This window comes from Zafaria cholistanensis, from assembly GCF_008580665.1.
Classification (GTDB): Bacteria; Actinomycetota; Actinomycetes; order Actinomycetales; family Micrococcaceae; genus Zafaria; species Zafaria cholistanensis.
The window spans coordinates 133461-146447 of record NZ_BKDJ01000009.1 but is presented as its reverse complement, the minus strand read 5'-3'; the positions used below and the strand labels follow the sequence as shown (position 1 = coordinate 146447).

The 12987-nt window shown below is 72.0% G+C and carries 13 protein-coding genes; 10 read left to right on the top strand and 3 right to left on the bottom strand.

Going from position 1 to position 12987, the window contains the following annotated elements; all coding sequences use genetic code 11:
* The first annotated feature begins 22 nt into the window (after window positions 1-22).
* Genes NCCP_RS10075 through NCCP_RS10065 form a run of 3 tightly spaced genes read left to right on the top strand, consistent with a single transcriptional unit; the run spans window position 23 to window position 1811 of the window.
* A complete protein-coding gene (locus NCCP_RS10075; RefSeq protein WP_149957113.1) occupies window positions 23-712 on the top strand; it encodes a DUF3710 domain-containing protein in 690 nt (229 codons plus the stop codon).
* A 5-nt stretch (window positions 713-717) separates the two neighbouring features.
* Window positions 718-1062 (top strand): hypothetical protein, encoded by a 345-nt coding sequence (locus tag NCCP_RS10070; RefSeq protein ID WP_149957112.1) that lies wholly within the window; start codon window positions 718-720, stop codon window positions 1060-1062.
* The gene (locus NCCP_RS10065; protein WP_149957111.1) at window positions 1059-1811 is read left to right on the top strand and encodes a DUF3159 domain-containing protein; all 753 of its coding nucleotides are present in this window, start codon (window positions 1059-1061) and stop codon (window positions 1809-1811) included. Before NCCP_RS10070 ends, NCCP_RS10065 begins: the two co-directional genes overlap by 4 nt.
* Window positions 1812-1957: 146 nt before the next feature.
* Here the strand turns inward: NCCP_RS10065 and NCCP_RS10060 are convergent, their stop codons facing one another.
* Window positions 1958-3427: a PucR family transcriptional regulator gene (locus tag NCCP_RS10060; protein ID WP_149957110.1), complete on the bottom strand. Its 1470-nt coding sequence runs from the start codon at window positions 3425-3427 to the stop codon at window positions 1958-1960.
* A 98-nt stretch (window positions 3428-3525) separates the two neighbouring features.
* Between NCCP_RS10060 and pxpA the strand changes: the two genes are divergently transcribed.
* The 5 genes from pxpA to NCCP_RS10035 all read left to right on the top strand — a co-directional run bounded on the left by pxpA (window position 3526) and on the right by NCCP_RS10035 (window position 7845).
* Window positions 3526-4287, top strand: coding sequence for a 5-oxoprolinase subunit PxpA (gene pxpA / locus NCCP_RS10055; RefSeq protein ID WP_149957109.1), 762 nt, complete (start codon window positions 3526-3528; stop codon window positions 4285-4287).
* Between the two features lie 94 nt (window positions 4288-4381).
* Window positions 4382-4621, top strand: a complete 240-nt coding sequence (locus NCCP_RS10050; protein WP_149957108.1) for an acetyl-CoA carboxylase — start codon at window positions 4382-4384, stop codon at window positions 4619-4621.
* A 5-nt stretch (window positions 4622-4626) separates the two neighbouring features.
* On the top strand, window positions 4627-5979 hold the full coding sequence (locus NCCP_RS10045) for an acetyl-CoA carboxylase biotin carboxylase subunit (RefSeq protein WP_149957107.1): 1353 nt from the start codon (window positions 4627-4629) through the stop codon (window positions 5977-5979).
* On the top strand, window positions 5976-6881 hold the full coding sequence (locus NCCP_RS10040) for a 5-oxoprolinase subunit B family protein (RefSeq protein ID WP_149957106.1): 906 nt from the start codon (window positions 5976-5978) through the stop codon (window positions 6879-6881). Before NCCP_RS10045 ends, NCCP_RS10040 begins: the two co-directional genes overlap by 4 nt.
* Window positions 6871-7845, top strand: a complete 975-nt coding sequence (locus NCCP_RS10035; protein WP_149957105.1) for a 5-oxoprolinase subunit C family protein — start codon at window positions 6871-6873, stop codon at window positions 7843-7845. Before NCCP_RS10040 ends, NCCP_RS10035 begins: the two co-directional genes overlap by 11 nt.
* 122 nt (window positions 7846-7967) lie before the next feature.
* Here the strand turns inward: NCCP_RS10035 and NCCP_RS10030 are convergent, their stop codons facing one another.
* Window positions 7968-8672, bottom strand: coding sequence for a potassium channel family protein (locus NCCP_RS10030; RefSeq protein WP_149957104.1), 705 nt, complete (start codon window positions 8670-8672; stop codon window positions 7968-7970).
* A 58-nt stretch (window positions 8673-8730) separates the two neighbouring features.
* Window positions 8731-9411, bottom strand: a complete 681-nt coding sequence (locus NCCP_RS10025; RefSeq protein WP_149957103.1) for a potassium channel family protein — start codon at window positions 9409-9411, stop codon at window positions 8731-8733.
* 167 nt (window positions 9412-9578) lie between these two features.
* On the opposite strand from NCCP_RS10025, the gene NCCP_RS10020 reads away from it, so the two are divergent.
* Both NCCP_RS10020 and NCCP_RS10015 read left to right on the top strand, forming a co-directional pair.
* On the top strand, window positions 9579-11597 hold the full coding sequence (locus NCCP_RS10020; protein WP_225873781.1) for an APC family permease: 2019 nt from the start codon (window positions 9579-9581) through the stop codon (window positions 11595-11597).
* Complete coding sequence (locus tag NCCP_RS10015; protein WP_149957101.1) at window positions 11594-12985, top strand: class I SAM-dependent RNA methyltransferase; 1392 nt, start codon at window positions 11594-11596, stop codon at window positions 12983-12985. The genes NCCP_RS10020 and NCCP_RS10015 overlap by 4 nt, the downstream gene beginning before the upstream one ends.
* Window positions 12986-12987 lie beyond the last annotated feature (2 nt).

Here is a 12987-nt window from a genome sequence, read left to right as displayed (position 1 = left end):
CCCGTTCCGCAAGGAGAAACCGATGATTTTCAAGCGACGCAAGTCCACCGTGCCCGCCGCCGACGCCGCGGTGGAAAACCCCGCCGCGGAAGCGGCCCGCACGCCGCAGGGCGAGGGACCGTACGACGCCGACGACGTCCCCGACCGCGCCGGCTACGTCGATTTGGGGGCGCTGCTGGTGGAGCCCGTCGAGGGCATGCAGCTGCGCCTCGAGGTGGAGGACCGCAGCCAGCGGGTCATCGCCGTGGCGCTGGAACTGGACGGGTCGCGCCTGCAGCTGCAGGTCTTCGCGGCGTCGAAGTCAGAGGACCTGTGGCCGGGCATCTCGACGCAGATCGCCAACTCCATCGCCGAGCAGGGCGGGAAGACCGAGCGGGTGGCCGGGCGCTTCGGCGAGGAGCTGATCGCCCGCGTCCCCTCCCAGGCCCCGGACGGCACCACCGGCTACATGGTGGCCCGCTTCATCGGCATTGACGGTCCGCGCTGGTTCCTGCGCGGGGTGGTGGGCGGCCCGGCCGTCCTGGACCCGGCCGCCGCCAGGCGCCTGGAGGACTGCATCGCCCGGCTGGTCGTGGTGCGCGGGGACAAACCCATGCCGCCGGCGGAGCTGCTGCCGCTGACCGTGCCTTCCGGCGCCGTGGCCCGCCGCGAGGAACCCGTGGATCCGCCCGCCGCCCCCGAGCGCGGTCCGGAGATTTCCGAGATCGGCTGAAACCGGTGCCCGAAGGCCTCCCGCTCGACTGTCCCAGGCTGGACGCCTTGCCCCCGCGCGGCCGGGTCCGGGCGGTCGGCTACGTGGAGAACATCACGATCCTGCCGGCCAGCCAGGCCCCCGCGTACACCGCAAGCGTGGTCGACGAGCCCGCGCCGCCGGGCGGGCGGCGCCGCCCGGTGCCGCGCGTGCGGCTGGTCTGGGTGGGCCAGCGCCGGGTGCCCGGGGTTTTCGCCGGCACCCGGCTGCGCTTTGCGGGAACGGTGGCCCCCGTGGACGGCGTGCCCACCATCTTCAACCCGCGCTACGAAATCCTTCCCGAAACCGACGAACCGGAGACCCAGGCATGAACGACCGAACCGACGCGGGCGGGAATCCGGGGCCGGAGCAGCCGGGGCCGGAGCCCACGGGTCCGGAGCACACGGGGCAGCCGGGGCAGGGGGCCGCGGACGGCCTGGCCCGGCGCGCCGCAGCGGGATTCCACCGCACCGAGGACGGGCAGGTCGATGTCCTCAGGACCGTTGGAGGCGTGCGCGGGCTGGCCGAATCGATCGTTCCGGGCGTGGTGTTCCTCAGCGCCTTCACCGCCACCCAGGCCCTGAACCCCTCGCTGGTGGCCGCGCTGGCCGTCGCCGCCGCCTTCACCGTGGCCCGGCTGGCCCAGCGCACGCCGCTGACCCAGGCCCTGGCGGGCCTGGCCGGCGTCGTGGTCTGCGCCCTTGTTGCCCGCAGCACGGGGGAGGCGAAGGACTACTACGTCCCGGGCTTCTACACCAATGCCGCCTACGGGACGGCGATGCTGCTCTCGATTGCGGTGCGCTGGCCGTTCATGGGCCTGGTTTTCGGGTTCATCCGCGGGGAGGGCACCCACTGGCGCGGGGACCGGCGCCGCCAGCGCGCCTACGCGGCCGCGACCTGGGCGATCGTTGCCGTGTTCGCCGCCCGGCTGGCCGTGCAGCTGCCCCTGTACTTCGCCGACCAGGTCCAGGCCCTTGGGGCCGCGCGGCTGGTGATGGGCCTGCCGCTGTACGCGATGGGGCTGTGGCTGGCCTGGCTGATTTCCCGCCCGGTGGCCGCCGCGGAAGGCCCGCGGGTCTAGGTCCAGGTTCAGGTCCAAGTCCAGGGCTGGGGTCCAGGGGCTGGGGTCTAGGGGCGGGGGTCCCAAGGGCAGGGTCCGGGCACGGCGGTGCGGACAGGGCGCGGTGATCCGGCCGCGCTGCGGGGTGATCCGGCCGCTCCGCGGGGCTATCCGGCCGCGCTGCGGGGGTCGGTAATCGCCAGCGCCAGGAGCAGGACGGCGCGCAGCCGGCCGTCGGAGAGGTCGGCCCCGAGCAGTTCCTCGATCCGGCGCAGCCGGTAACTGAGGGTGTTGCGGTGGATGAACAGCTCCTCGCACACGCTTCGGATGTGGCCACTGTGGTGCAGGTAGGCCCGCAGCGTCTCGACCAGCGACCCGGCCGACTCCTCGCGCAGCGGCGCCAGCAGATTTTCGGCCATGGCTCCCAGCCCGCGGCTGGGCAGCCCGTCCACTACCGAGAACAGGTCCATCCGGGGGGCGCGGTGCACTCCGGCCTCGCGGCGCCGGCGGGCCATGCGCAGCACCAGCGAGAGCTCGTCCAGGCCGTCTGCGGTGGCCACGGTCACGGCCAGTTGGGGCGCATCGGAAAGCCAGCGGCTCACGTGGGTCAGCAGCTCGTCCGCGTCGTGCGCGTGCTGCAGGACGATCGTGGTGCGGCCGACCTCCTCCATGAAGCGCACCGTCGTGTGGATACCGCCCAGGCTCACCCGCGTGCGCCAGGCGCTGGCCCGCAGGGCGGCCGGGTCCGGCGTCGCCGCCCCGGCGGGCGGGGCGGTGGAGGCAATCACCACCGCGCCCCACCCGGGCTGGTCGTCGAACCCGGCCTCCTGGGCCAGGACGGCCAGGGCCTGGCCGCTGAGCGTGTCGCGCCGGTAGAGCGCCTCGATGAAGCGTGCCGCCTCGCGCGAGTGCAGCGGCGAACTCGAGCCCAGGGTGTGGGCCAGCTGCATCGCCAGCACCGCGGCTACCGGGCCCAGCAGCGGCTGCACCACGATGGTCTGGTCCATCCCTTCGATCAGCAGGCGGAAACGGTTGGTGTCTCCGGCCGGCAGCGTCAGCCGGGTGCGGGACGGGGAGCTCCCCGGTTTCCCCGCGCTGACCAAGGCGTAGCCCCCGGAGTCCAGGATCGTGACGCGGGCATCGACCGCCGCACCGATGCGCTCGAGGACCGCCTTCAGCGAGGCGCCCCCGGCCGCCAGCCGGGTGCACTCGTCGGCCAGGTCCCATCCGGAGCGGATCTCCCTGAACCTCTCGGCCCCCAGCCGCTGCCATACCGCACCGATCAGGGCCACGAACGGGATCGCCGCCGGCAGTTCCAGCAGCGGCAGGTTGTGCTGCCTGCAGGCCACCACCAGCCCCTCCGGCATCTGCTGGTGGGCGACCCCCAGGCCCACCACGAGCCCGGAAACCGGCACCGCGCACAGCCGCTCCACATAGGCGTCCCACGTGCGGTGGTCGCGGAAGTTCAGTCCCATGGCGGTGGTGAGCACCAGCGCGTTGCCGGTCAGGAACGGGGTGGGGTCCATGTGCTCGGTGGGGGCGCACCAGGTCACCTGCCGCTCAAGCCGACCGGGCTCGCCCGTGACATGGGGGACGAGCCCCAAGGCGGGGTCGTCGAGGAGGTCCAGGACACGCATGGCCGGCTTCCTTTTCGTGCAGTATTCATTATTTGTTGGCTGGGATTCAGCATATTGCACAATTACATTGGCGAGTGACGCAGGATACGGTGGCAACCATGCGAGCCACAGACGTAGCCGGGACCACACCGGCGCAGAAAATTCTGGTCAATTCCGACATGGGCGAGGGCATCGGGCTGCACAGCTTCGGCAACGACGCCGAACTGATCAAGCTGGTCGACGTCGTGAACGTGGCCTGTGGCTACCACGCCGGGGACCCCGAAGAGATGGACCGGACCGTAGCCCTGGCCGCCGAGCACGGCGTGGCCGTCGGCTCCCATCCGGGCCTTCCCGACCTGGTCGGCTTCGGCCGGCGCAGGATGGCGCTGAGCGCTGCCGAGGTGGAGTCGATCATCCTCTACCAGACCGGCGCCCTGACCGCCTTCCTGGGCAAGCACGGGCTGGAGCTGAACCACATCAAGCCCCACGGCTCGCTCTACGGGATGCTCGCCGCCGACGAGGAACTCATGGCCGCGGCCGCGGGAGTGGCCAAGCAGTACGGGGTTCCGTTCTTCGGGCTGGCCGGCACCGCCCACCAGCGCGTGTGTGAACAGCTCGGCGTGGACTTTGTCGGCGAGCTGTACGTGGACCTGAACTACGGGCCCGACGGGGCCCTGATCATCCAGCGCCGCCCCGAGATCACCGACCCGGCCGCCGCGGCCGACCGCGTTGCCCGGGCGCTGGGCGGCCAGCCGGTGCTCGCCACCGACGGCACCGAGCTGGAGATCTCCTTCAGCAGCATCTGCGTCCACTCCGACGCTCCAAACTCCCCCCAGGTGGCCGCCGCGGTGCGCGCCGCCGTCGGGCCGCGCGGCGCCTGACCCTCCCCGGCCCCTCCGCCATCGCGGGGTGCCCGCACCCCAGCGGCAGCGCGTCACGTATAACGCACAACGCACAACCGAAAGAGGAAACACCATGGCCGACATCATTTCCCCCATCCCCGGCGTCTTCTACCGCTGCCCCGGCCCGGGCAAGGACCCGTTCGTGCAGGTCGGTGACACGGTGGCCGTCGGCCAGACCGTGGGCATCGTCGAGATCATGAAGCAGTTCACCGAGGTGCAGTCCGACGTCGCCGGCGTGGTGGCCTCTTTCGCCGTGGAGGACGCCGGCATGGTCAACCCCGGCGACGTCCTCGTCACCGTCACCGAGGCCTGAGCTGCATGAAGAAGCTGCTGATCGCCAACCGCGGCGAAATTGCGGTGCGGATCATCCGCACCGCCCGCCAGATGGGTATCGCCACCGTGGTGGTGGTGAGCGAGCCGGACAGGGACTCGCTTGCCGCCCGCACCGCCGACGAGGCCGTGCTGATCGGTCCGGCCCCGGCCACCGCCAGCTACCTGAACCACGAGGCGGTCATCGCCGCCGCGCTGGAGGCCGGGGCCGACGCCGTGCACCCGGGGTACGGATTCCTCTCCGAGAACGCCGCCTTCGCCCGCAAGGTTATCGACGCCGGCCTGGCCTGGGTGGGTCCGCCGCCGGAGGCGATCGAGATGATGGGCAACAAGTCCCGGGCCCGCGAGGCGGCCCGCGAGGCCGGCGTGCCGGTGCTGCGCGGCACCGAGGGGCCGCTGCGCGAGGAAGACGACGCGCTGGCCATCGCCCGCGACATCGGCTTCCCGATCGCGGTCAAGGCCTCCGCCGGGGGCGGCGGACGCGGCATCCGTTTCGTGGACACCGAGGAGGAACTGCTCGCGGCCATCGGGATGGCCCGCGGCGAGGCCGGCTCGGTCTTCGGCGATCCCACCGTCTACATGGAGCGCTTCGTGCCCCACGCCCGCCACGTCGAGGTGCAGCTGCTGGCCGACGGCGAGGTGTTCGTGCATCTGGGCGACCGCGACTGCTCGATGCAGCGCCGCTCCCAGAAGGTCATCGAGGAGGCTCCCGCCCCGGAGCTGCCCGAGGCGGTGCGCGAGCGGATCCGCAGCTCCTCGGTGGAACTGGCCCGCCGCTGCGGCTACCGCGGCGCCGGAACCGTCGAATTCCTCTACGACCCGGTGGCCCAGGAAGCCGCGTTCATCGAGATGAACACCCGGCTGCAGGTCGAGCACCCGATCACCGAGGCCATCACCGGGGTGGACCTGGTGCGCGAGCAGCTGCGGGTGGCCTCCGGCCAGGGGCTCTCGGTGGCCCAGGAGGACATCACCTTCACCGGCCACGCGATCGAGGTGCGGCTGAACGCCGAGGACCCCTCGAACAACTTCTTCCCCTCGCCGGGAACCATTTCGGAGCTGCACTGGCCCGAGGGCGAGGGGATCCGCGTGGACACCGGCGTGGACGCCGGTTCGACCGTGGCTCCGTTCTACGACTCGATGCTGGCCAAGCTCGTGGTCAGCGCCGCCACCCGCGACCAGGCCATCGCGGCGATGCTCACCGCGCTGAAGGAGGTGCGCATCGAGGGGGTCAAAACCACCCTCCCGCTGCACCGGGCACTGCTGGCCCGCCCCGAATTCGCCGCCGTGGAGCACCACTCGAAGTTCATTGAGACCACCCCCGGACTGTTGGAGGCACTGTGAGCACCACCGCCGCCGGACTCGCCCCGGCCCGCTACACCTGGGGCGGGGACGAGTTCCTCTTCGTCGAAATCTCCGAGGCCATGAGCCTCGCGGCCAATTTCAAGGTGATGTCGCTGGCCCGCGCCCTGGCCGATGCGGCACTGGAGGGCGTGGTGGACATCTGTCCGGCCAACGCCTCGCTGCTGGTCCGCTTCAACCCGGACCTCATCAGGCCCGAGGTGCTCGAGGAGCGCGTCAGGGAGCTGGAGGCCCGGCTCGAGGGCGCCGGGCAGGCACGCCTGGAGACGCGCATCATCGAAGTCCCGGTGTGGTACCAGGACCCCTACACCGCCGAGGTGGCCGCGCGCTTCCGCGAGGGCTACCACCAGGAGCCCGAAGGCAGCGACCTGGACTACGCCGCGAAAGTCAACGGGCTGGCCGATGCCGCCGAATTCATCCGCCGCCACCACGAGCAGCCGTGGATAGCCTCCATGGTCGGCTTCGTGGCCGGGCTGCCGTTCCTCTTCCAACTGGTGGAGCAGGAGAAGCAGCTGCAGGTGCCCAAGTACCTGAGCCCGCGCACCGACACCCCGGAACTGACCCTGGGGCACGGTGGCTGCTTCTCCTGCATCTACTCCGTGCGCGGCGCCGGCGGCTACCAGATGTTCGGGGTGGTGGCGGCCCCGATCTTCGACCCGTCCCAGCGGCTGGAGGACTTCGCCGACTTCATGGTCTTTTTCCGCCCCGGGGACCTGGTCAAGTTCCGCCCGGTGGAGGAGGCCGAATACCGCCGCATCAAGGACGAGGTGGCCGCCGGCACCTTCCGCTACCGGCAGGCGCCGGTCACGTTCGACCTGGACGCCGCCCTGGCCGACCCCGAGGGGTACAACCGCAAGATTCTGGAGGCACTGAATGGGCATTGAGATCACCAGCCCGGGGCTGTCCACGACGGTGCAGGACCGTGGACGCACCGGGCACTACAACGTCGGCATCCCGCAGGGCGGGTCCATGGACCAGTACTCCGCCGAGCTGGCCAACATGCTGGTGGGCAATACCGGCACTGAGGCGGTGCTGGAATGCACCTACATGGGCCCGGCCTTCGCCGTCGACGAGCCCACGACCCTGGCCGTCACCGGCGCCCCCGTGGGCGTGCTGGTCAACGGCGAGGAACGCGGGCAGTGGCGGCGGCTGGAGCTGGCCGCCGGAGACAGCGTCAGCTTCGGCGTGATTGCCGGCGGCACCCGCTTCTACGTGGCGGTGCGCGGCGGGATCGACGTGCCCGAAGTGCTCGGCTCCAGGTCCACCTATGTCATTGGGGCCATAGGCGGCTTCCAGGGCCGGGCCCTGAAGGCGGGGGACCGGTTGCCCGTGGGGCGCCCGGCGGCCGCGCTGCCCTCCGGGGACTCAATCCCCGAGGACCTGCGCCCGGACTTCGCCAGGGAACAGCGCATCCGCGTGCTGATGGGGCTCTACGACCACCGGCTCACCGAGGGCGGGCGGGCGAACCTGCTGGGCGAGGCCTGGACGCTCAGCCCGGTCGCGGACCGGATGGGCCTGCGCTACAACGGGCCCGGCGTGGCCTGGAAGCCGCGCGAACAGCCCTTCGGCGCCGGTTCGGACCCGTCCAACATCGTGGATGCCGGATACGCCGTCGGCTCGATCCAGATCCCCGGCGGCACCCAGCCGATCGTGCTGCACCGCGATGCGGTCTCCGGCGGCGGCTACGCGATGGTGGGCACCGTGATCTCCGCGGACATGGACCTGCTGGCGCGCGCCGCCCCCGGCACCGTGACCCACTTCGACGAGGTCACCATGGAACAGGCGCTCGCCGCCCGCGCCGAAGCCCCGGCCCGCCTGGAGGCGGCGCGGGCAGCGCTGCACGGCTGAGCGGCAGGGCTGAGCGGCAGGGCTGAGCGGCAGCGCAGGCGCTCCTCAAACGCACGGCGCCGGCCACCCCGGGTGGCCGGCGCCGTGCGTTTGAGGAGCTGCACCGCTTTCCCGGGGCTTCCTTAAGGCTTCCCCGGGGCTTCCGAGTGGCTTCCCTGGGGCTGGGCGCCCCCGGGGCGCAGGACCGCGCGCAACTCGTCCTCGGCGGCGATCGTGGAGATGAAGAACAGTTCGTCCCCGCCCTCGATCACGTCGTCGGGGCTGGGCGTGATGGGCGCCTCATCACGCAGGATCGCCACCACGGTGGCGTCGGCGGGCCACAGGACCTGCCCGATCGTGCGCCCGATCAGCCGGGCGTCGTGGGGGACCGTGAAGGAGACCAGCGAGGCCACGCCCGTCTGCAGGGTCAGCAGGCGCACGACGTCCCCGACCTCCACCGCCTCCTCGACCAGGGCGGTCATCAGGCGCGGGGTGCTGACGGCGACGTCCACGCCCCAGGCGTCGTCGAACATCCAGTCATTCTTCGGGTTGTTCACCCGGCCCACGGTGCGGCCGACGCCGAACTCGCTCTTGGCCAGCAGGGACACCACCAGGTTCACCTTGTCGTCGCCGGTGGCGGAGACGACGACGTCGACCTCGTCCATGTGGGCGTCCTTGAGGATGCTCAGCTCGCAGGCGTCCCCGAACAGCCAGCGCGCCCCCTGCACCCCGCTGCGGCCGACGACCTCGGGCTTTTCGTCGATGAGCAGGACCTCATGCCCGTGGGCCAGGAGCTCCTTGGCGATGGAGGATCCGACGCTTCCGGCGCCGGCGATGATGACCTTCATGGCTGCTCCATAGGTGTGTCCATAATGTGGTGCGCGGTATTCGTTTGGGGCGCGGCGTTCATGCCGGCTCGGGGGTGGGGGCCGGGGCCCCGGAGAGGATGCGGTCGATGTCCCCGGTGGCCGCGACCGGCATCATGGCGTGCAGGATGTCCCCCTGCTGCAGGCGGGTCTCCCGGGTGGGCAGCATGCCCTCGCCGAACCGGGTCAGGTAGGCCACGCGGATCCCGGCGGCGTCCTCGATGTCGCTGATGCTGTGCCCGTACCAGCCGTCGTGCACCCCGACCTCGCCCAGGATCAGGCGGCCGGAGGCCTCCCGGAAGTCTCCCTTGATGCCCCGTTCGGGAAGGATCCGGCGCAGCACCTGGTCGGCGCTCCAGCGCACCGCGGCCACCGTGGGGATGCCCAGGCGCTGGTAGATCTCCGCCCGTCCGGGGTCGTAGATGCGGGCCACCACGTGCGGGACGTGGTACGTCTCGCGGGCCACGCGCGTGGCCAGGATGTTGGAGTTGTCCCCGCTGGACACCGCGGCGAAGGCATAGGCGTTGCCGATGTCCGCGCGCTCGAGGGTGTCCCGGTCGAAGCCGACGCCGGTGACCTTGCGTCCGGCGAACCCGCGGCCCAGCCGCCGGAAGGCGCGCTCGTCCTGGTCGATGATCGCGACCGTGTGGCCGTCGTCGTCCAGCGTGTGGGCGAGCGTGACGCCCACGCGTCCGCAACCCATGATGACGAAGTGCGCCACAGTCGGCCCCCAATGCGTGCAAGGTAAGGTGCCCGGCCCTGATGCCGGATCGGTTTCGGTCCGGTTCACAGTCTCCCACGGAACGCCGGTGTCCGCGCCACGGGCCGGACCGTGCCGCGGTGCTGCCCGAGTATGACAGGGACGGTGCACGCGGGTACCGTGGTCCGGTGTTGACGTTTCTCGACGCGCTCAAGCGCGTCCTGGTCGGGCGGCCGTTCCGCACCGAACGCCTCAGGCAGGCGCCCCTGCGCAAGCGGCTGGCCTTTCCGCTGCTCTCCTCGAACGCGCTGTCTTCCGTGGCCTATGCGCCCGATGAGGTGCTGCTGACCCTGGCGGTCGCCGGGGTCGCCGCAATCTCCCTGTCGCCGCTGGTCGGGATCGCCGTCATGGCCGTGATGCTGGTCATCATCTCCTCTTACCGCCAGTCAGTACGGGCCTACCCCTCCGGCAAGGGCGACTACGAGATCGCCTCCGTCAACCTCGGCCCGACCGCCGGCACCACCGTCGCGGCCGCTTTGTTGGTGGACTTCGTACTCACCGTCGCGGTGTCCGTCTCCTCGGCCGCCCACTACGTGGTCGCCTCGCTGCCCGGCCTGGCCGGACACGAGAGGCTGCTGGCGGCGGCGGGCGTGGTGCTGCTGGTGCTCTCGAACCTGCGCGGCCTGGGCCGTTCCCGCCTGGGCAACGCCCTGCCCACCTACTTCTTCGTGGGCGCCCTGCTGGCCATGATCGCCGTCGGCGGCTTCGCGGCGGCCACGGGAACGCTCGGACGCGCCCCGAGCGCGGGTTTCGAGATCGTTCCGGAGGAGGGCTACGAAGCCGGACTGACCGGCTTTTTGGGCGCGCTGCTGGTGCTGCGCGCGTTCTCCACCGGCTCCGCCGCGCTGACGGGCATCGAGGCCCCGATCAGCAACGTGCCCACGCTGGCCCCGCCGCGTGCCCGCAACGCCGGCCGGATCCTGGTGCTGATCGGCGCCGTGGCCACCGTCCTGACGCTGGGCACCATGTTCCTGGCCCGGGCCGCCGGCGTGCACGTCGTCGAGGACCCGGCCGAGGACCTGCGGCTGGACGGGGGGCCGATTCCGCCCGGCTACATCCAGAACCCCGTGCTGGGGCAGCTGGCCCACTCGGTCTTCGGTCCCGGCAGCGCCGCCTTCCACCTGATCGTGGCCGCGACGGTCCTGGTCCTGCTGATGGCCGCCCACACCAGCTTCACCTCCTTTCCCAACCTCACCTCCCACCTGGCCGCCGACGGCTACATGCCCCGCCAGCTGCGCACCAGGGGGGACCGGCTGGGCTTCAGCAACGGAATCGTGGCGCTGGGGATCGCCGCCCTGGCGCTGGTCCTGGCCTTCGGGGCCAACGTTGCCTCGCTGGTCCAGCTCTACGTGGTGGGGGTGTTCGTCTCCTTCACCCTTAGCCAGCTCGGCATGCTCCGCCACTGGGGCGTGGTGCTGAACGGGACCGCCGACCGCCGGGTCAGGCTGCGGGTGATGCGCTCGCGGGCGCTCACCCTGGTGGGGTTCGTCCTCACCGCCATTGTGCTGGTAATCGTCCTGGTCACCCGGTTCACGCACGGGGCGTGGCTGGCCGTGCTCGGCATCGGGGTGCTCTACCTGGCCATGGACTCCATCCACCGGCACTACGAGGCCGTCGACCGCGACCTGGCGATCGACCCCGACTCGGCCGCGACCGCGCTGCCCTCCCGGGTCCACGCGCTGATCCTGGTGTCCACGCTGCGCAAGCCGGTGCTGCGCGCCGTCGCCTTTGCCCGGGCCAGCCGCCCCTCGAAGCTGGACGCGGTGATCGTGGACATCGACCCGCAGCAGACCGCCCGCACGCTCGAGGCGTGGGACCGGCTCCAGCTGCCGGTGCCGATCACCGTGCTGGCCTCGCCCTACCGCGAGATTGCCGCCCCGATCGTGGACTACATCAAGGCCATCCGCCGCGAATCCCCACACGACCTCGTGGTCGTCTACATTCCCGAATACGTGGTGGGCCGCTGGTGGGAGCAGCTGGTCCACAACCAGACGGCGCTGCGCATTAAGGCGCGGCTGCACTTCGAGCCCGGCGTGGTGGTCGCCAGCGTGCCCTGGCGCCTGGCCTCCAGCGCGGACACCGTGGCCGAACCCGGCGGGGGCGCCGCGGGCGCCCCCGCCCCAGACCGGCGAAAGGCCCTTGAATGACCCACTCGACCATCGACCAGCGCGCTGCCGAACCGCGCATCGTCGAACTGCGGATCGGCGCGCCCGCGCACGGCGGCCACTGCGTGGCCCGCCACGAGGGGCGCGTCGTCTTCGTCCGCCACGCCCTGCCCGGGGAGCTGGTGCGCGCGCGGCTGACCGAGTCCGCCGAGGAGGCCCGCTTCTGGCGGGCCGACACTGTCGAGGTGCTGGAGGCCTCCGAGCACCGGGTCCCGCACTTCTGGGCCGCGGCGGACGCCCTGGCCGCGGCCGCCGCGGGGCGGGCACCCGTGGGCGGGGCCGAGTTCGGCCACGCGGAGCTTGGACACCAGCGCGAGCTCAAGGGGCGCATCTTCCGCGAACAGCTCGTCCGGCTCGGGCGCACCGACCCGGACGGGGCCGGCTTCGCCGGCGTCGAGGTTCCTGCCGGCGAACGTGCCGACGGCCTGGGCTGGCGCACCCGCGCCGCCTTCTCCGTGGATGAGGCGGGCCGGCTGGCAATGAACGCCTTCCGCTCCAACGAGCTGGTGCCGGTGCGCGAGATGCCGCTGGCCGTGGACGCGGTGAACGCGCTGCGCCTGTGGGAGCTGCCGCTGCGCGGCCTGGCCCGCGTGGAGGTCGCCGTGCCGTCCGACGGCGGCGCGCCGCTGGTGCTGTTCGTCGAGCACGACGGCGGGGCCCCGGGCCTGGCCGACCGCGCCGCCAAGCGCCTGGCCGAGGGGGTCTCCGCGGCCGCCATCACGCAAAAGGGCGGCTCGGCCTCCGACGGGCGGGGAACGCTGCGCCGGCTGCGCGGGCGCACCTGGCTGGGGGAGCGGGCCGCGGGGCACAGTTACCGGGTCACGGGGGAGGGCTTCTGGCAGATCCACCGGCTCGCCGCGGACACCCTGGCCGCCGCCGTGCTGCAGGACCTGGACCCGCGGCCGGGCCAGCGGCTGGCCGACCTCTATGCCGGCGCGGGGCTTTTCACCGCCCCGCTGGCCGAGGCGGTGGGCGCCGCGGGACTGGTCCTGTCCATCGAGGGGGCTCCCGGCACCAGCCGCGACGCCCGGCGCAACCTCCACGGGGTTCCGCAGGCCCAGGTGGTGCAGGGACGGGTGGAAAAAACCCTGGCCCGGGCCCTGCAGGAGCGCGCCGAGGCCGGCGGGGACGGGAAGCTGGACGGCGTCGTGCTGGATCCGCCGCGCACCGGGGCGGGCAAGATGGCCGTGCGCCAGATCGCCCAGGCCGGCCCGGCCCGAATCAGCTACGTCTCCTGCGACCCGGCGTCCTTCGCCCGGGACCTGGCCGACTTCGCCCGCGAGGGCTACCGGCTGGAGAAGGTGCGCGTCCTGGACCTCTACCCGCACACCCACCACATGGAGACCGTCGGCCTGCTGGTGCGCGCCTGATC

Excerpts from the sequence above, each read along its gene's own strand:
- NCCP_RS10075 (WP_149957113.1), top strand. The coding sequence starts at position 23 with ATGATTTTCAAGCGACGCAAGTCCACCGTGCCCGCCGCCGACGCCGCG.
- NCCP_RS10065 (WP_149957111.1), top strand. The coding sequence starts at position 1,059 with ATGAACGACCGAACCGACGCGGGCGGGAATCCGGGGCCGGAGCAGCCG.
- NCCP_RS10060 (WP_149957110.1), bottom strand. The coding sequence starts at position 3,427 with ATGCGTGTCCTGGACCTCCTCGACGACCCCGCCTTGGGGCTCGTCCCC.
- pxpA (WP_149957109.1), top strand. The coding sequence starts at position 3,526 with ATGCGAGCCACAGACGTAGCCGGGACCACACCGGCGCAGAAAATTCTG.
- NCCP_RS10050 (WP_149957108.1), top strand. The coding sequence starts at position 4,382 with ATGGCCGACATCATTTCCCCCATCCCCGGCGTCTTCTACCGCTGCCCC.
- NCCP_RS10045 (WP_149957107.1), top strand. The coding sequence starts at position 4,627 with ATGAAGAAGCTGCTGATCGCCAACCGCGGCGAAATTGCGGTGCGGATC.
- NCCP_RS10035 (WP_149957105.1), top strand. The coding sequence starts at position 6,871 with ATGGGCATTGAGATCACCAGCCCGGGGCTGTCCACGACGGTGCAGGAC.
- NCCP_RS10030 (WP_149957104.1), bottom strand. The coding sequence starts at position 8,672 with ATGAAGGTCATCATCGCCGGCGCCGGAAGCGTCGGATCCTCCATCGCC.
- NCCP_RS10015 (WP_149957101.1), top strand. The coding sequence starts at position 11,594 with ATGACCCACTCGACCATCGACCAGCGCGCTGCCGAACCGCGCATCGTC.